The organism is Endobacter medicaginis (genome assembly GCF_014192375.1).
Taxonomy (GTDB): Bacteria; Pseudomonadota; Alphaproteobacteria; order Acetobacterales; family Acetobacteraceae; genus Endobacter; species Endobacter medicaginis.
Window position 1 is genome coordinate 141,833 of record NZ_JACHXV010000003.1, and the last position, 16,801, is coordinate 158,633.

13 protein-coding genes are annotated in these 16,801 nt (G+C 69.6%); 8 read left to right on the forward strand and 5 right to left on the reverse strand.

Features of this window, described 5'->3' with window-relative positions; translation table 11 throughout:
* Nucleotides 1-95: 95 nt before the first annotated feature.
* Nucleotides 96-1,736, forward strand: a complete 1,641-nt coding sequence (locus FHR90_RS04590) for an NAD(P)/FAD-dependent oxidoreductase (protein ID WP_183274841.1) — start codon at nt 96-98, stop codon at nt 1,734-1,736.
* 4 nt (nt 1,737-1,740) lie between these two features.
* Here the strand turns inward: FHR90_RS04590 and FHR90_RS04595 are convergent, their stop codons facing one another.
* Both FHR90_RS04595 and FHR90_RS04600 read right to left on the reverse strand, forming a co-directional pair.
* Nucleotides 1,741-1,890: a hypothetical protein gene (locus tag FHR90_RS04595; protein WP_176626572.1), complete on the reverse strand. Its 150-nt coding sequence runs from the start codon at nt 1,888-1,890 to the stop codon at nt 1,741-1,743.
* Nucleotides 1,891-2,078: 188 nt separating this feature from the next.
* On the reverse strand, nt 2,079-2,291 hold the full coding sequence (locus FHR90_RS04600; protein ID WP_176626574.1) for a hypothetical protein: 213 nt from the start codon (nt 2,289-2,291) through the stop codon (nt 2,079-2,081).
* Nucleotides 2,292-2,606: 315 nt separating this feature from the next.
* Here FHR90_RS04600 and FHR90_RS04605 point away from each other — a divergent pair, with 315 nt between their 5' ends.
* From FHR90_RS04605 to FHR90_RS04625, 5 genes are all read left to right on the forward strand, one after another.
* Complete coding sequence (locus FHR90_RS04605; protein ID WP_183274842.1) at nt 2,607-3,794, forward strand: efflux RND transporter periplasmic adaptor subunit; 1,188 nt, start codon at nt 2,607-2,609, stop codon at nt 3,792-3,794.
* Nucleotides 3,787-6,882 carry a CusA/CzcA family heavy metal efflux RND transporter gene (locus FHR90_RS04610; RefSeq protein WP_183274843.1) on the forward strand — a complete coding sequence of 1,032 codons (3,096 nt, stop codon included), beginning with the start codon at nt 3,787-3,789 and terminating at the stop codon, nt 6,880-6,882. The genes FHR90_RS04605 and FHR90_RS04610 overlap by 8 nt, the downstream gene beginning before the upstream one ends.
* Nucleotides 6,879-8,372, forward strand: coding sequence for an efflux transporter outer membrane subunit (locus tag FHR90_RS04615; protein WP_176626162.1), 1,494 nt, complete (start codon nt 6,879-6,881; stop codon nt 8,370-8,372). The genes FHR90_RS04610 and FHR90_RS04615 overlap by 4 nt, the downstream gene beginning before the upstream one ends.
* 250 nt (nt 8,373-8,622) lie before the next feature.
* Nucleotides 8,623-9,207 carry a hypothetical protein gene (locus FHR90_RS04620; protein WP_221188220.1) on the forward strand — a complete coding sequence of 195 codons (585 nt, stop codon included), beginning with the start codon at nt 8,623-8,625 and terminating at the stop codon, nt 9,205-9,207.
* 105 nt (nt 9,208-9,312) lie between these two features.
* The gene (locus FHR90_RS04625) at nt 9,313-9,525 is read left to right on the forward strand and encodes a DUF3072 domain-containing protein (RefSeq protein WP_176626992.1); all 213 of its coding nucleotides are present in this window, start codon (nt 9,313-9,315) and stop codon (nt 9,523-9,525) included.
* On the opposite strand, the gene FHR90_RS04630 is transcribed toward FHR90_RS04625, so the two are convergent.
* The 3 genes from FHR90_RS04630 to FHR90_RS04640 are packed head-to-tail and all read right to left on the reverse strand — an operon-like array spanning nt 9,503 to nt 12,877.
* Nucleotides 9,503-10,759 carry a class I SAM-dependent methyltransferase gene (locus FHR90_RS04630; protein ID WP_183274845.1) on the reverse strand — a complete coding sequence of 419 codons (1,257 nt, stop codon included), beginning with the start codon at nt 10,757-10,759 and terminating at the stop codon, nt 9,503-9,505. The genes FHR90_RS04625 and FHR90_RS04630 overlap by 23 nt on opposite strands.
* Before the next feature lie 14 nt (nt 10,760-10,773).
* Nucleotides 10,774-12,273 (reverse strand): amidophosphoribosyltransferase, encoded by a 1,500-nt coding sequence (gene purF / locus FHR90_RS04635; RefSeq protein WP_176625772.1) that lies wholly within the window; start codon nt 12,271-12,273, stop codon nt 10,774-10,776.
* A gap of 46 nt (nt 12,274-12,319) precedes the next feature.
* The gene (locus tag FHR90_RS04640; protein ID WP_183274846.1) at nt 12,320-12,877 is read right to left on the reverse strand and encodes a CvpA family protein; all 558 of its coding nucleotides are present in this window, start codon (nt 12,875-12,877) and stop codon (nt 12,320-12,322) included.
* Between the two features lie 332 nt (nt 12,878-13,209).
* Between FHR90_RS04640 and FHR90_RS04645 the strand changes: the two genes are divergently transcribed.
* Together FHR90_RS04645 and FHR90_RS04650 are read left to right on the forward strand one after the other, a co-directional pair.
* On the forward strand, nt 13,210-15,357 hold the full coding sequence (locus tag FHR90_RS04645; protein WP_246330052.1) for a peptidase domain-containing ABC transporter: 2,148 nt from the start codon (nt 13,210-13,212) through the stop codon (nt 15,355-15,357).
* Nucleotides 15,357-16,778, forward strand: a complete 1,422-nt coding sequence (locus FHR90_RS04650; RefSeq protein ID WP_176624827.1) for an HlyD family type I secretion periplasmic adaptor subunit — start codon at nt 15,357-15,359, stop codon at nt 16,776-16,778. The genes FHR90_RS04645 and FHR90_RS04650 overlap by 1 nt, the downstream gene beginning before the upstream one ends.
* Nucleotides 16,779-16,801 lie beyond the last annotated feature (23 nt).

The window sequence follows — 16,801 nt, forward strand, 5'->3', positions numbered from 1 at the left end:
TTGCCCGCCTGAGTTCATCGCCTTAGCCGGATCGGCGCCACGATGCCAGTTCGGTGCGCGCGACAGGCGGGGGCCGGCGGGATAGACTGGCGGCGATGTTGCGCCTGACCGAACTGAAACTGCCGCTCGACCACCCGCCCGAGGCACTGGAGGCGGCGATCCGTGCCCGTCTGGGCCTCAAATCCGAAGCCAGGCTCGCGATACAGGTCGCGCGGCGCGGCTACGATGCGCGCCGCCGCGGGCGCATCGCGTTCGTCTATACCGTCGATCTCGACACCGACGACGAGGCCGGGCTGCTGGCCGCGCATGCCGGCGCGGCCGATCTCTCCATCGCCCCCGACACCACCTACCGCTTCGTCGCACCACCACCCGAACGGCCGCTCGACGAGCGTCCGGTGGTGGTCGGTGCCGGGCCCTGCGGGGTGATGGCCGCACTCATCCTCGCCCAGATGGGGCTGCGGCCGATCGTGCTCGAACGCGGCCGCGTGGTGCGGCAGCGCACCGTCGACACCTTCGCGCTGTGGCGGCGCGGCGAACTGACCCCCGAAAGCAACGTGCAGTTCGGCGAGGGCGGCGCCGGCACCTTCTCCGACGGCAAGCTCTACAGCCAGATCAAGGACCCCAACCATTACGGCCGCAAGGTGCTGGTCGAGTTCGTCGCCGCCGGCGCGCCGGAAGAGATCCTCACCGTCAGCAAGCCGCATATCGGCACCTTCCGGCTGGTCAGTATGGTCGAGCACATGCGCGGCGAGATCGAGCGCCTGGGCGGCGAGTACCGCTTCGGCACGCGGATGGACGACGTGGTGATCGAGGAGGGCCCCGACGGCCGGCGCCTGGCCGGGCTGGTGCTGTCGGACGGCAACACGCTCGCCACACGCCACGCGATCCTCGCGCTGGGCCACAGCGCGCGCGACAGCTTCGAGATGCTGCATGCGCGCGGGGTGGCGATGGTGGCCAAGCCGTTCTCGGTCGGCGTGCGCATCGAGCACCCGCAGGGCTGGATCGATCGTGCCCGCTTCGGCAGCCAGGCCGGCCATCCGGCGCTCGGGGCGGCCGACTACAAGCTGGTGCACCACGCCGCCAACGGACGCTCGGTCTACAGCTTCTGCATGTGCCCCGGCGGCACCGTGGTCGCCGCCACCTCCGAGCCGGAGCGGGTGGTGACCAACGGCATGAGCCAGTATTCGCGCGCCGAGCGCAACGCCAATGCCGGCATCGTGGTCGGCATCGACCCCGAGCGCGACTATCCGGGCGGCCCGCTGGCCGGAATCGCGTTCCAGCGCGCCCTCGAATCCGCCGCCTTCGCCGCCGGTGGCGGCGACTACCGTGCGCCGGCGCAGCGGGTCGGCGACTTCCTTGCCGGCCGTGCCTCGACGTCGCTCGGCGCGGTGCTGCCGTCCTACAAGCCGGGTGTAACGCCGGCCGATCTGGCGGCCTGCCTGCCGGACTTCGTCGTCGCGGCGATCCGCGAGGCACTGCCGGCATTCGGCCGGCAGCTCCCCGGTTTCGACCACGAGGATGCGGTGATGACCGGTGTCGAGACCCGCACCTCCTCGCCGCTCCGCCTGCCGCGCGGTGCGACCCTGCAGAGCGTCAACACGGCCGGGCTGTATCCGGCCGGCGAGGGGGCGGGCTACGCGGGCGGCATCCTGTCCGCCGGCGTGGACGGCATCCGCGTCGCCGAGGCGGTGGCCCGATCCCTGCTGACGGCGGAGTCGGCCCGCCCCGCGGCCTGAGGCTTCAGCCGACGAGCAGCAAACCGAGGACGATCGCCACCCAGACGCCGCCGACCAGCAGGGCGCCGATGCGCCCGGCGCGGCCGGTGAGATCGGGAAAGCTCGGTCGGACCGAGACGGGCGAGACATCGTCTCGCGTGTGAACAGTGCTCATGATGGTTCTCCTTGTCGCGACGGAAAATAAGACCGAACCACGTCTGGACAAGGCAAAGTAACCTGCGTCTCGGGCATTGTTGCCATGCTGAATCCGGTTGGCGTTTGTCGGATCAGGATTGTCCCATCGTTTTGTTAACGGGCGGTGAACACCCACGCCCGTCACCGGGCGATGAACACCCACGCCCGTCACCGGGCGATGAACATCCACGCCATCGCGGCGCTCGGCAGCAGGGCCAGGGCGAAGCCGGTCACACGCAGGGCGGCGTCGTCGAGACCGGGCGCGGTCAGCGGGGCCGGCATGCGGCGGCGGATCGCCCGCAGCGCGTCCCCTGCGCTGACGCGCTGGGCGAAGCGGAGGGCGGCGAGTTCATGGGCGGGGGCATAGGTCAGTGTGGCCATGGGTGGAACTCCTTCGAGCCGGGATGGGCTCATGCCCGGGCTGTTGCAGGAGCCGTGCCAGTTTCATAACGGTCTGATTTGCAAGGATTCCCGTGGACATGATGTCCAGGCGAACACGCCGCATTGTCATGCCGTCGCATTTTATGGCCTGTCCGGCCAGAAACCTGCCTGTCACGCCAATCGCAACTCCGGCTTTCATGATCTTGCCCCAATTCGCTTCCAAATTGTAACAAAACCCCCTCTGGCCAGCCGCACCCGGGCTGAGAGAGATTGCCGCCGCGCAAAACAGGGGATTTTTCAGGTGAGACAGAGCGGATGACGGTTGAACCCGCCGGCCGGAAGCCCGGCCTGCCCGCGCCGTGGCAGGATCGCCGGCTGCTCACCATCGTCCTGCTCTCCCTCTGTCTCGGTGTGCTGATCGCCTGGGGAGCGGGTGGCCTGCTGTCGTCGCATCGCCCCGCCGCGCTGCCGGCACCGGCCGCGGCCCTGCCGGCGCCGCAGGAGAAGGCCGGCGAGGTGATCGTGCCGGAGCACTCCGCCTGGCGCGACGCGCTCACCATCGCGCCGGTGACGGCCGATTTCGTCAGCGGCGTGCGCACCCTGCCGGCCGCGGTCGAATCCGACCCGTCCGAGGTGGTCAACGTGCTGCCGCCGCTGGGCGGGCGCGTGCTCGAGGTCGCGGTGCGGCTGGGCGACACGGTGACGGCCGGGCAGGTGCTGGTGCGCATCGAATCGGGCGACATGGCGCAGGCGCGCGCCGACGCGGCCAAGGCCGCCGCCCAGCTCGACCTCGCCCGCCATGCGCTGACCCGCGCCAACGGGCTGGCACAGATCGGCGGTGGTGCGGCCCGCGATACCGAATCCGCCCGCAACGACCTCGCCCAGGCGCAGGCGGAATACGACCGCACCCAGGCGCGGCTGCGCACGCTGGGGGCGATGAAGGTCGACGGGCGAGGGCTGACGATCATCGCGCCGATCTCCGGTGTGATCACCCAGCTCGCGACCGCCCCGGGCAGCTACATCAACGACACCACGCAGAGCCTGATGACCATCGACCAGACCCGGCACGTGCTGGTGACCGCGCTTGCCGCCGAGGACGATCTCGCCTATGTCGCCGCCGGCGACGAGGTGCGCATCACCCTGCCGGCCTATCCCGACGAGGTCCGCCACGGCACGGTCCAGTCGGTCGATGCGGTCACACAGCCCGACACGCGGCGCACGCGGGTGCGCATCGAGCTCGACAATCCGGGCGGGCGGCTGCGGGCGGGGATGTTCGCCTCGGTCAGCATCGACACCCCGCCGCGCCCGCGCATCATGGTGCCCGATTCCGCCCTGCTGATGAACAACGACGCCACCACCGTGTTCGTCGAGACGCGGCCCTACGTCTTCACGCGCCGCACCATACAGACCGGACAGGACCGCGACGGACGCACCGAGGTGCTGTCGGGCCTGTCGGCCGGCGAGCGCGTCGTGGTGCGCGGCGGGGTGCTGCTCGGTGATTGACCGTCTGCTGGAGGTCTGCATCCGCAGGCGCGGGCTGGTCGCGGTCCTGGCCGTGCTGCTGCTGGTGTTCGGCTGGTATTCGTGGAAGACGCTGCGCCTCGAGGCCTATCCCGAACTCGGCGGCGTCGAGGTCACGGTCACCACCCAGGTGCCGGGCCTCGCCGCCGAGGTCATCGAGCAGGAAATCACCACCCCGCTCGAGCGCCAGCTTTCCGGCACCCCGAACCTGACCTCGATGCGCTCGAGCAGCACCTTCGGCCTGTCGCTGATCAAGGTGATGTTCAGCGACGGCACCGATTTCTACTTCGCCCGCCAGCGCGTACTCGAACGCATCGCCGCCGCGAACCTTCCCTCGCAGTACCAGCCCTCGCTCGATCCGATGACCGGCCCCTCCGGCGAGGTCTATCGCTACACACTGCAGTCCGACCGGCAGAACCTCATGCAGCTGTCGGAGATCCAGCGCTGGGTGGTGGTGCCGGCGCTGGAAGCGGTGCACGGCATCGCCAATGTCGACACGTTCGGCGGCTTCACCAAGGAATTCCGCCTCGACCTCGATCCCGCGAAGCTGCAGAGCTACGGTCTGGCGCTGAACGACGTCACCGCCGCGATCAACGCCAACACCGCCGATGCCGGCGGCTCTCGGCTGACCCGCGGCGAGCAGGATTACGTCATCCGCGGCCAGGGGCTGGTGCACGATCTCGACGACATGGGCCGCATCACGGTGGCGACCCGCAACGGCGTCGGCATCACGGTCGCCGATCTCGGAACCCTGAGCTACAGCCACCAGGAACGCGAAGGCATCCTCGGGCGCAACAACAATCCCGACACGGTCGAGGGCGTCGTCCAGGCGCTGCGCGGCGAGAACGCCTCCGCCGTGCTGGTCGGCGTGCATCACGAAGTCGACGTGCTGAACGACAAACTCGGCAAGCAGGGCGTGCGGATCGTGCCCTATATCGACCGCGACCAGCTCGTGCAGTCCACCGTCAGCAAGGTGGCGCATACGGTCGCCGAGGGCATCGTGCTGGTGTTCATCGTGCTGATCGCCTTCCTCGGCTCGCCGCGCAGCGCGCTGGTGGTCGCGGTCACCATCCCGATGGCGCTGGTGGCGGTGTTCGGGCTGATGAACCTGTTCGGCATGCCGGCCAACCTGTTCTCGCTTGGCGCGATCGATTTCGGCGTCATCGTCGATGGCGCCATCGTGGTCACCGAATCGCTGCTGCGCCGGCGCGAGGAGCATCCCGAGGCGGAGCTGTCGGAAGACGACGTGCGCGTCTCGGCCGCCGCGGTGGCGCGGCCGATCTTCTTCGCCACCCTGATCATCATGACCGCCTATGCGCCGCTGCTGAGCTTCGAGCATGCGGAGGCGCGCCTGTTCGCGCCGATGGCGCTGACGGTCTGCTTCGCGCTCGCCGGTGCGCTGGTCTGCACACTGCTGCTGGTGCCGGGCCTGGGCTACTGGGCGTTCCGCCGCCCGAGCCGGCCGTTCCACAATCCGGTGCTCGAAGCGCTCGAATCCGGCTATCACCGCGCGCTCGCCGGGCTGCTGCGGGTGCCGATGCTCGCGGTCGGCGCCTCGCTCGCGGTTCTGGTCTGCGTCGTGGGGCTGGGGATGACCATCGGGCGCGAATTCCTGCCCGATCTCGACGAGGGCGCGCTGTGGCTGCAGGTGCAGATGCCCAGCGGCATCTCGCTCGACAAGGCGTCCGACATGGCGGCCGACCTGCGCCGCGCGATCCGCTCCTTCCCCGAGGTGTCCTTCGTCGTCACCCAGGTCGGCCGCAGCGATGACGGCACCGACCCGTGGACGCCATCGCATATCGAGGCGCCGGTGGGGCTGACGCCCTACTCGACCTGGCCGGACGGCGAGACGAAGGCGCAGTTCGTCGCCCGCCTCGCGGCGAAGCTGCACAACCTGCCCGGCTACGACATCGGCATCAGCCAGCCGATCGCCGACAATCTCAACGACGAGACCGGCGGCGCGCACTCGCCGCTGGCGATCCTGGTCTACGGCAACGACTTCCACCAGCTTCGCGACATCGCAGGCCAGATCGTCGATGTCCTGCATCAGACGAAAGGCACCTCCGAGGCCTCGATCTTCCAGGAGCCCCCGATCCCGCAACTCGTCATCCGCGTCGACCGCGCCGCGGCCGCACGCTACGGCATCAACGTCGCCGACATCATGACGCTGATCAACACCGGCATCGGCGGCGCGCCGCTCACCCAGGTCTATGTCGGCGACCGCCAGTACAACGTCACCGTGCGCTTCAACGCGAAGGCCCGCGCCACCGCGCAGTCGATCGGCGCGCTGACCCTCAATGCCCCCAACGGCGCACCGGTCAAGCTCGCCCAGCTCGCCAACATCTCGTTCGCGACCGGCGAAAGTACGATCTCGCATCAGAACGGCCAGCGCGACCTGATCGTGCGCGCCGACCTGCGCGGCCGCGATCTCGCCTCCTACCTCGACGAGATCCAGCACAGCATCGAGGCCAAGGTGCATTACGACCACGACAACTATCGCATCGCCTATGCCGGACAGTTCGAGAACCAGCGCCGTGCGCAGGCCCGCCTCACCATCGTGATGGGCATCATCATGGTGGTGATGCTCGGCCTGCTGTTCGTGGGCCTGGGCAATTTCCGCCATGCGCTGCTCACGCTCGGCATCGTGCCGCTGGCGACACTCGGCGGTCTGGTGGCGCTGCACGTGACGGGCGAGACGCTCAATGTCGCGACCGCCGTCGGCTTCATCGCGCTGTTCGGCGTCGCCGTGCAGAACGGCATCATCATGGTCAGCCATCTCAACGCCATGCGCGCCGAGGGCCTGTCCCTGCGCGAGGCGGTGCTGCGGGGTGCGGCCGACCGCTTCCGCCCCGTGCTGATGACCGCGACCGTCGCCTCGCTCGGCATGCTGCCCGCGGCCCTCGCCCATGGCGTCGGCACCGACGTGCAGCGCGGCCTCGCCACCGTGGTGGTCGGCGGGCTGGCGGTGGCGACGCTGCTGACGCTGTTCATCCTGCCGGCGCTCTACTTCCTGCTCGAACGCGGCGTCGAACGCCGACAGATGCGCCGTCGCCCCGCAGGTGCGGCATGATCGCCAGGGCGCGCGACCTGCTGGCGGCGTCGGTGGTACTGGCTGTCGCCGGCTGCGCCGTGGGACCGGATTTCCATCCCCCCGCGAAACCGACGCAGACCGGCTATCTGCCCGCTGGCGCGGATGTCGCGACCACTGACGCCGCACCCGGTGCGCTCGGCGCCGCACAGCGCCTCACGCCCGGGGCGGACATCGCCGGCGAGTGGTGGACATTGTTCCGCTCGCCCGCGCTCGACGCGCTGGTGCGACGTGCCCTGGCCCACAACCCGCAGCTCCCGGCCGCGCAGGCGGCGCTGCGGGCCGCGCACGAGAACACCGCCGCCCAGATCGGCAGCTATTACCCGCAGGTCGGCGCCGGGCTGACGGTGAGCCGCAACCTTACCCCGCTCGCCTCGCTCTCGCCGGTCGGTGCCAGCAACAATCCCTACTACTCGCTCACCACCGCCTCGGTGAGCGTCAGCTTCCTGCCCGACGTGTTCGGGCTGAACCAGCGCACCGTCGAGGGGCTGGCGGCCACTGCCGACACCCAGCGCTGGCAGGTCGAGGCGACCTATCTGACGCTGACCTCCAATGTCGTGGCGGCAGCCTTCACCGAGGCTTCGCTCGCGGCACAGATCGAGGAGACGGAGGAGATCGTCGGCATCGGCCAGAAGCTGACGTCGATCCTGCGGCAGGAATTCGCGCTCGGCCAGATCGCCCAGGCCGATGTGCGGACCCAGGAGGCGGCCCTCGCGCTGGCGCAGCAGTCCCTCGGCCCGCTGCAGAAGCAGCGCGCCCAGGCCCGCGACCAGCTCGCTGCCCTGGTGGGCGCGACACCCGACCAGAGCCTGCCCTCCTTCGCGCTGACCGATTTCACCCTGCCCACCGAGCTGCCGCTGAGCCTGCCGGCCGATCTGGTCGCCCAGCGTCCCGACCTCCAGGCCGCACTCGCCAACCTGCACGCCGCCAGCGCGCAGATCGGGGTGGCGATCGCGCAGCGTCTGCCGCAGTTTCCGCTCTCCGCCCAGGGCGGCCGCGAGCCCAACAACATCGCCGACCTGTTCGAGCCGCACACCGCGTTCTGGAGCCTGATCGGCTCGGCGACGCTGCCGATCTTCCAGGGTGGCACGCTGCTGCACCGCCAGCGCGCCGCGCAGGCCGGCTTCGACCAGGCCGCCGCCCAGTACGACCAGGCGGTGCTGGCAGCACTGCAGAACGTCGCCGACACGCTGGCCGCCCTGCATATCGACGCGACCACGCTCGGCTCCGCCCAGGCGGCACAGTCCGCGGCCGAGGACAGCCTGCGCATCGCGCGGGGGCAGCTGGCACTGGGCAGTGTGTCGACGCTGGTGCTGCTCAACGCGCAGGACGCGGCCCTGACCGCGCGTCTGGCGACCGTGCAGGCGCAGGCCGCGCGGCTGTCGGACACCGCGGCCCTGTTCCAGGCCCTGGGCGGCGGCTGGTGGCACCGCCACGACATCCCCGCGCCGCCGTCAAAAGCACCGTTCTGAGCCGGCGAATCGGATCGCTGCCGCAATTTCGACGTTTTGCGGTGGTCGCGTCATGATGGACCGGCGGGCGTGCCGGGTTTCGAGGAGAATTGGAATGTCCAGACATATCGACCGGGCGCGTCTGTTCGCCTCGGCCCTGATCGGCGGCGGCGCGGTCTGCGCGGCCGCCCTGTTCGCGCCGGTGCCGGCATCGGCGAAGAGCATGAAGGAATGCGGCGCCGAGTATCAGGCGGCGAAGACCGCCGGCACGCTGAACGGCGAGACCTGGCAGGCCTTCCGCAGCTCGCATTGTTCGGCCACGGCCACGACGCCGGCCGCCACCAGCGCCCCCGGGGCGACCGCGCCGGCTGCGGCTCCCGCCGCTGCCGCCCCAGCGACCACCGCCGCCACGCCGGTGAAGTCCGGCAAGACGATGAAGGAATGCGGTGCCGAGTACCAGGCCGCCAAGAAGGGCGGCACGCTGAACGGCGAGACCTGGCAGGCCTTCCGCGCCTCGCATTGCTCTGCCGGCGGCACCGCTGCTGCGGCGCCGGCTGTGCCCGCCACCAGTGCTGCGGCCCCGGCGCCCGCCACGACGGCACCTGCGGCGGCACCGGCCACCACGACTGCCGCTGCGCCGGCCGCGACGGCCACCACGGCCGCCGGCGCCGCCGCCGTGTTCCCGACCGCGGTCTCGAGCAAGTATTCCTCCCTCTCGGCCGGCAAGGCGCGGATGAACACCTGCCTCGATCAGTACAAGGCCAACAAGACCGGCAACGGCAATGGCGGCCTGAAATGGATCCAGAAGGGCGGCGGCTACTACAGCGAGTGCAACAAGCGCCTCAAGGGCGGCTGAGCGCCCGACCGCGACGACTGAGGAAAGGGGGCCTTCGGGCCCCTTTTTCATGCAACCCGCCGTTCCAGCCCGCGTAGGAACAAAACAGAAACAGGAGTGCCGCCCATGTCCCACGTCAAGACCGACGACCATCCCGGCTCGAATACGCAGAAGGACCCCGTCGACTGGGTCTCTGGCGACGAGCCGATCACCGGCGCGCAGGCGAGCTATCTGTCGACCCTGTCGGAGGAGGCGGGCGAGGCCCCGCCGCCCGAGGGGCTGACCAAGGCGGAAGCGTCGCAGCGTATTGACGCGCTCAGGCAGCGTCTGGGGAAATAGGCTTCCACAGCAGCCGGTTCGCCGCTTCGAGACGGCTGAAACCCTCCGGCCAGGCCGCCTCGAACCGCGCCCGGGTCAGCCCGCGCGCGATCGCTGCCTCGGCGATCGCCGCCACCGTGCGGGTGCCATCGACCAGCGGCAGGATCGCGCGCATCTCGCGCGGCAGCGGCAGCAGGATCTCGAGCTGGTTGAACGCAACCGGCAGGCTGCCATCCGGCGTCAGCCGCCGCGCGATCTCCTCGGCCGGCATCTCCCGCGCGACAGGGGTCGCGTCCGGATCGAGCGGGTCGGGCAGGGCAGGGCGTCCGCCGCGGCGGACGGCGTAGGCGATATGGACGTTCATGTTGCCGGCCAGCGCCTCGGCCAGGGCGGCGCGCTCGTCGCGGCCAAGGCCCGCGATGCGCGCGCGCAGCTTCGGGTCGGGCAGCAGCGGCGCGGGATCGTAGCGCAGCGGCTCCATCAGGGCGGCGGCCTCGAGTCCGGCGCGGTCGAGGAAGGCCAGCAGGCCGGGGACGTCATAGGCCACGTCGCGCGGATTGAGCAGCAGGTCGTAGAGCCCGGCATCGCCGCCGGTGAGGTGGTCGGAGAAGTTCTGGTTCGCGCGCAGCCAGGCGGTGGCGGGCAGATTCCGCATCACCCGACGCGCCGCATCGAGCCGTGTCGCCGGAGGTTCATCGGCCGGTGCCAGCAGGCGCAGCGCATCCTGAAGCATGTAGACGCCGGTGCGCCCATGCGGCGCATAGACCATCAGCCCCATGCCGCCGCCTTCCGCCAGCACCGATGTGAGCGCGCGCAGGCCGGTGTCCGGGTCGGGCAGGTGATGCAGCACGCCGCAGCAATCGATGTAGTCGAACGCGCCGAGCCCCGATTCGGGCAGGTCGAGCAGGGACAGGCACCTGAACGAGATGTTGGCCAGCCCGCGCGCCTCCGCCCGGGCACGGGCGATGGCGAGCGACGCTTCCGAGCGGTCGATGCAGGTGACGTGGCCGGGGCGGCCGGCGCGGGCGAGCTGGGTCGCCAGCATGATCGCTCCGTCGCCGGTGCCGCAGCCGGCGACCAGCGCGCGCAGCTCGAGGCTGGTCGGGCGGGCGGCGCCGAAGACGTGATGGTCGATCTCGCGCAGATGGCTCGGCGTGCCGATCAGCAGCCTTCGATGCTCGTCGCGCGGATCACGGGCCGGGTAGGGATAGGCCTCGTACTGCGCGGCGAGGCTGGTATCGGCGAGATCGGTCATGTCGCCGGCAGGGTTCAGCGGGTCACCGCGAGTTCGCCGACCCGTGGCGTGCTGGTGAGCGTGAAGTCGCACAGATCGACCGGATAGTCGCCGGTGAAACACGCATCGCAGTAGACCGGGGCGTCGGCGTCGCGCCCGTCATGGCCGAGCGCGCGGTACAGCCCGTCAATCGAGATGAAGGCGAGGCTGTCGGCACCGATCAGCCGCGCCATCTCGGCGACGTCGTGGTTGGCGGCCAGCAGCTTGCTTCGCTCGGGGGTGTCGATGCCGTAGAAGCACGACCAGGTGGTCGGCGGCGAGGAGATGCGCATGTGCACCTCGGCCGCACCGGCAGCGCGCACCATCTCGACGATCTTGCGGCTGGTGGTGCCGCGCACGATCGAGTCGTCGACCAGGATCACGCGCTTGCCCTCCAGCATTGCCCGGTTGGCCGAGTGCTTCAGCTTCACCCCGAGATGGCGGATCTGGTCGGTCGGCTCGATGAAGGTCCGCCCGACATAGTGGTTGCGGATGATGCCCAGCTCGAAGGGGATGCCGCTTTCGGCGGCGAATCCCATCGCCGAGGGCACGCCCGAATCGGGCACCGGCACCACCAGATCGGCATCCACCGGGCTCTCGCGGGCCAGTTCCGCGCCGATCCGCTTGCGGGTCTCGTAGACGGAATGGCCGTCCATCACCGAATCGGGGCGGGCGAAATAGACGTATTCGAAGATGCAGAACCGCCCGCGGCGCTGGCCGAACGGCTTGATCGAGTGCACGCCCTCGGCATCGATCACCACGATCTCGCCGGGCTCGACGTCGCGGACGAACTCGGCATTGACGATGTCGAGCGCACAGCTCTCCGACGCCAGCACCCAGCACGGCGCCGCCCCCGGCGAGGCGGCCTCGATCCGGCCCAGCACCAGCGGCCGCACGCCGAGCGGATCGCGCACCCCGATCAGCGCCTCGTCCGACAGGGCGACCAGTGAATACGCCCCCTGCACCTGCTTGATCGCATCGATCAGCCGGTCGGTGACGTTGGCGTATAGGCTGATGGCGATGAGATGGACGAACACCTCGCTGTCGGTCGAAGACTGGAACAGGCAGCCGCGGCGCACCAGCGCGCGGCGCAGCGTCCCGGCATTGGTGAGGTTGCCGTTATGGGCGACGGCGAAGCCGCCGAACTCGAAATCGGCGTACAGCGGCTGCACGTTGCGGATCACCGTGTCGCCGGTCGTGGCGTAGCGGTTGTGGCCGACCGCCGTGCGGCCCGGCAGGGTGGCCATCACCCGCGCATCGCCGAACACGTCGCCCACCAGGCCGAGCCCCTTGTGGGTGTGGAAATGGGTGCCGTCATAGGTGACGATGCCGGTGGCTTCCTGGCCGCGATGCTGCAGCGCATGCAGGCCGAGCGCGGTCAGCGCACCCGCATCCTGGGCGTTGAAGATGCCGAACACGCCGCACTCCTCGTGCAGCTTGTCATCCGCGCCGCGCAGATCCCCGGCTGCGTCGTCCCCGGCAGGCCGCGTCGTCATGTCTCATCTACTCCCGGGCGGCGCGCCGTCGGGCGGCGTCGCGTCATCACAGCTTCGAGCCGTCCGGCTCCGATGCGTCGGGAGCCGGGCTGGGCGTGGTCATAGAGCCTGGGACCTCCAGATGCACGCGGAATGCGTCCGGCAGCCAGGTTTGCGCCCGTTTGGCGGCCCCGTAGATATAGGGAAGGCTCTGTGATTTTTGCACCACATCCGGCCACACCCCGATCGGTGCCGCGACGGAGGCCAGCATGTAGGCGCCGACGAACGCCGCCACCGCGCGGGCCAGCCCGAACCCGAAGCCCGCCAGCCGGTCGAGCCCGCCGAGCGGCGAGGCGCTGACCGCGCGCGAGACCAGCGACGTCAGCAGCGAGAACGCCACCAGCGCGGCCACGAAGCCGATCGCCGCACCCCCGATCGCGGCGAGCTGGGCATTGTCGGTCACGTGCAGCCCCAGGGCGGTGAGCTGCGGCAGGAAGCGGATCGCCAGCCACACCGCCACGATCCACGCGCCGATGCCGAGCAGCTCGCGCAGCAGCCCGCGCCACAGCCCGGCCAGCGCCGAGATCGCGGTCAACGCCAGCAGGGCGATGTCGAAGCCGTTCACCGTTCAGCTCGTCCTCAATTCGCGCCCACAGCGTTCATATCGCCCCGCCGGGTGCAAGTCCCGATCCGGCGGTTGCGGCGCACGCGCCACAGCGCGCCGGCCGGGTGATCGTTGCGGGATGTGTCCGGCTGGCGCGACACAACCGACACGTTATGGTAGGCAGGTGTGAGTTGATGTCACCCACCGACGCCGTTTCCGGCGCTGAGGAGTGTTCTGTGGAGCCTGGTTTCGAAGCACAGGAAGCCGGCGGCGGCCATGGTGGCACCGCATTCACCCCGCAGGACGTGCGGCTGCGCGCCGTCATCCAGGCGGCGCAGTTCCACGGCGTCGAGATGGACGCCAAGGAATTTCGCGGCGAGAGCGACGAGGCCTCGCCCTCACCGGCGACACTGGTGCGCTGGCTGCGCGAGAACGGGCTGGTGGCGGTCGGCATGCGCCTGAAATGGCGCTACCTGGTGCGGCTGGGCAATGTGCCGCCGGTGGTGCTGATGTTCCGCGACGGCTCGGCCGGGCTGGTGGTGGCGACCGATCCCGGCTCGGGCGTGGTGTGGATGCGCGACCCGATGGGCGGTGCGAACGACCCGGCGGTCGCGGTCGACGAGCTTCGCCTGTCGCAGGTCTGGACCGGCGACGTGGTGATGGTGCGCCGCACCCGCAACGCCTCCGAGGACGAGCAGCCGTTCGACCTGCGCTGGTTCGTGCATCTGGTGCTGGGCGAGCGCAAGTCGCTGCGGGCGATCATGTATGCGTCGATGGTGCTGTCGGTGGTCACCATCATCCCGCCGCTGATCGTCATGCAGGTGCTCGACCGTGTGGTGGGCTACAACTCGCTCGCGACGCTGTTCTCGGTGGCGATGATCATCGTGGCGTTCAGCGCCTACGAGATCTTCCTGAGCTATGCGCGGCGCGAGCTGACGCTGGTGATGTCGGGCCGGATCGACGCGCGGCTGAGTCTGGCGATGTTCAACCGGCTGCTGGCGCTGCCGCTGGAGTTCTTCGAGCGCAACCAGGCCGGCGTGACCATCGGCCGCGTATTGGCGATCTACCGGGTGCGCGACTTCCTCACCGGCCGGCTCATGAGCACCTTCCTCGACATGTTCACCCTGGTCGTGGTGCTGCCGTTCCTGTTCGTGCTGGCGCCGGCGCTGGCCTGGATGGTGCTGGCCGCGGCGGGGCTGATCGCGCTGATCATCGTGTTGTTCCTGCCGCCGATCGCGCGGGCGATGGGGTTCGTCATCACCGCCGAGAACCGTCGCGGCAGCATCCTCTACGAAACCGTCGCCGGCATCCGCACCATCAAGACCCTCGCCCTCGAGCACACCCGCCGGATGATGTGGGACGACGTCACCGCGGAAGTCACCACCGCGCGGCTGAATGCCGGGCGGGTCGGCAACTACGCGCAGACCGCGACGATGCCGTTCGATCTGTTCATCAACCGCGGCATCATCCTTGTCGGCGCCTACATGGTCGTGCGCTACAATCTCTCCGGCGGCCAGTCGGGGCTCAATATCGGCATCGGCGCGCTGGTGGCCTTCATGATGCTCGGCGGCCGCGTCGCCTCGCCGCTGGTCAACATGGCGCGTCTGCTCGAGGACCTCACGGAGGTGCGCGGCAGCCTGAGCGAGGCCGGCGCGGTGCTCAACCAGCCGACCGAGACCAAGGCGCTGACCACCGGCATGCGCCCGCCGGTCGCCGGTGCGCTGAGCTTCAACGACGTCAACTTCACCTATCCGGGCGCACAGACCAAGGCGCTCAACGGCGTCACCTTCGAGGTGCCGGCCGGCACCATGCTGGGGCTGGTGGGCCGGTCGGGCTCGGGCAAGTCGACCATCACCCGCCTGCTGCAGGGCGTCAGCCGCTCCTATACCGGCTTCCTCAAGCTCGACGGCGTCGACCTGCGCGAGATCAACCTCAACTACCTGCGCCGCAGCTTCGGCGTCGTGCTCCAGGACAACTTCCTCTTCCGCGGCACCATCCGTGACAACATCACCGCCGGCCGCCCCGGCCTGTCGATCGACGACGTCGCCCGTGCCGCCCGCCTCGCCGGTGCCGAGGAATTCATCGAGCGCATGCCGCAGGGCTACGAGACCTTCATCGAGGAAGGCTCGACCAACATCTCCGGCGGCCAGCGCCAGCGCCTCGCCATCGCGCGCGCGCTGATCTCCGACCCCAAGCTGATGATCCTCGACGAGGCGACCAGCGCGCTCGACCCCGAGAGCGAGGCGCTGGTCAACGCCAACCTGCTGCGCATCGGCCGCGGCCGCACCATGGTCATCGTCTCCCACCGCCTCTCCTCGCTGGTCGACTGCGACCAGATCCTGGTGATGGATCGCGGCGCGGTGGTCGATATCGGGCCGCACAAGGTGCTGCTTGAACGCTGCACGATCTATCGCCAGCTCTGGCTCCAGCAGAACCGCCATCTCGACCCGCAGGGCGGCAAGTCATCGCCGTCGGCGATGCTGGCCGAAGGAGACCGCTGATGAGTGGCCGCAACAGCCTGATCCCGTCGAGGCGCGACATCGAGCCGGCCGAAGACCAGGAAGGCAATGACGACATGCCGCAGGCGCTGCTGGAGTTCCACTCGCCCAGCGCCGCCGTCCTCGCGATGCCGCCGCGCGCGTCGGCGCGCTTCATCACCTGGGTGATCGGCTCGATGGCGGTGGCGACCATCGTCGGCATGTGCGTGCTGCCGCTGGATCGCGTGGTCAGCGCCGACGGGCGCCTGATCTCGACGCGCTCCACCGTGCTGGTCGAGCCGATCGAGTCGGCGATCGTACGCCGCATCCTGGTCCACGAGGGGCAGGAGGTGAAGAAGGGCGAGGTGCTGGTCGAACTCGATCCGACCATCAGCGACGCCGACATCCTCAACCTGCGCCACCAGGTCGACAGCTATGCCGCGCAGGTCGCCCGGCTCACCGCGCAGGCCAAGGGCGAGGAATACGTCGTCGATCCGAACTCGCCCTCCTCGACCCAGCAGGCGGCGATCTTCCTGCGCCAGAGCCAGGAATACCGCGCCAAGCTCGAGAACTACGACCAGCAGATCGCCTCGCAGCGCAGCCAGCTCCAGGGCTATCTGGCCGACGCGGCCCTGTTCGCCGGCCGGGTCAAGGTGGCGCAGGACGTCCACGCCATGCGCCAGCAGCTCCTGCGCGACCAGGTCGGCAGCCGGCTGAACTCGCTCGCCTCGCAGGACCAGCTGATGGAGGTGCAGCGTTCGGAAGCGGAGGCGCGCGCCAACGCCATCGCCACCCAGAACAAGCTCGCCGCCCTCGAGGCCGAGCGCGACGGCTACGTGCAGAACACCAAGGCCACCACCTTCGAGAACCTGACCGACAGCCAGCGCCACCTGTTCGAGGCCCGCGACGATTTCGCCAAGGCCGACCTGCGCGCCCATCTGACCAACCTCACCGCGCCAGAAGATTCGGTGGTGCTGACCATCGCCAAGGTCGCCACCGGCTCCGTGCTCCAGGCCGGCTCGGAGGTGATGACGCTGGTGCCGACCGACGCGCCGCTCGAGGTCGAGGGCATCGCGACCGCCAAGGATTCCGGCTATCTGCGCCTCGGCGACAAGGCCAACATCAAGTTCGCGACCTTCCCCTCGATGCGCTATGGCGGCGCGCAGGGCACGCTGGTCAATGTCAGTGCCGACAGCTTCTCCGAGAAAACCAACCGTGAGGGCCTCCCCGAGAGTTCCGGGCTCAACCCGGTGCCGACGGGGGCGTCGTTCTACCGGCTGCGCATCCGCATCGACAAATACACGCTGCACGGAGTGCCGAACTATTTCCATCCGGTGCCGGGCATGCCGGTCACCGCCGACATCCTGGTCGGCAAGCGGACGATGATGGAGTTCCTGCTCGGCTCGGTCATGCCGGTCGCGACGGAAGGCATGCGGGAGCCCTGAGTGCGTAACCCGGCCGAGCAGGA

What these genes read in the sequence shown, in the direction of transcription:
- FHR90_RS04605 (WP_183274842.1), top strand. Translation starts at nt 2,607, where the DNA reads ATGACGGTTGAACCCGCCGGCCGGAAGCCCGGCCTGCCCGCGCCGTGG.
- FHR90_RS04650 (WP_176624827.1), top strand. Translation starts at nt 15,357, where the DNA reads ATGAGTGGCCGCAACAGCCTGATCCCGTCGAGGCGCGACATCGAGCCG.
- FHR90_RS04630 (WP_183274845.1), bottom strand. Translation starts at nt 10,759, where the DNA reads ATGACCGATCTCGCCGATACCAGCCTCGCCGCGCAGTACGAGGCCTAT.
- FHR90_RS04625 (WP_176626992.1), top strand. Translation starts at nt 9,313, where the DNA reads ATGTCCCACGTCAAGACCGACGACCATCCCGGCTCGAATACGCAGAAG.
- FHR90_RS04600 (WP_176626574.1), bottom strand. Translation starts at nt 2,291, where the DNA reads ATGGCCACACTGACCTATGCCCCCGCCCATGAACTCGCCGCCCTCCGC.
- FHR90_RS04595 (WP_176626572.1), bottom strand. Translation starts at nt 1,890, where the DNA reads ATGAGCACTGTTCACACGCGAGACGATGTCTCGCCCGTCTCGGTCCGA.
- purF (WP_176625772.1), bottom strand. Translation starts at nt 12,273, where the DNA reads ATGACGACGCGGCCTGCCGGGGACGACGCAGCCGGGGATCTGCGCGGC.
- FHR90_RS04590 (WP_183274841.1), top strand. Translation starts at nt 96, where the DNA reads ATGTTGCGCCTGACCGAACTGAAACTGCCGCTCGACCACCCGCCCGAG.
- FHR90_RS04615 (WP_176626162.1), top strand. Translation starts at nt 6,879, where the DNA reads ATGATCGCCAGGGCGCGCGACCTGCTGGCGGCGTCGGTGGTACTGGCT.
- FHR90_RS04645 (WP_246330052.1), top strand. Translation starts at nt 13,210, where the DNA reads ATGGACGCCAAGGAATTTCGCGGCGAGAGCGACGAGGCCTCGCCCTCA.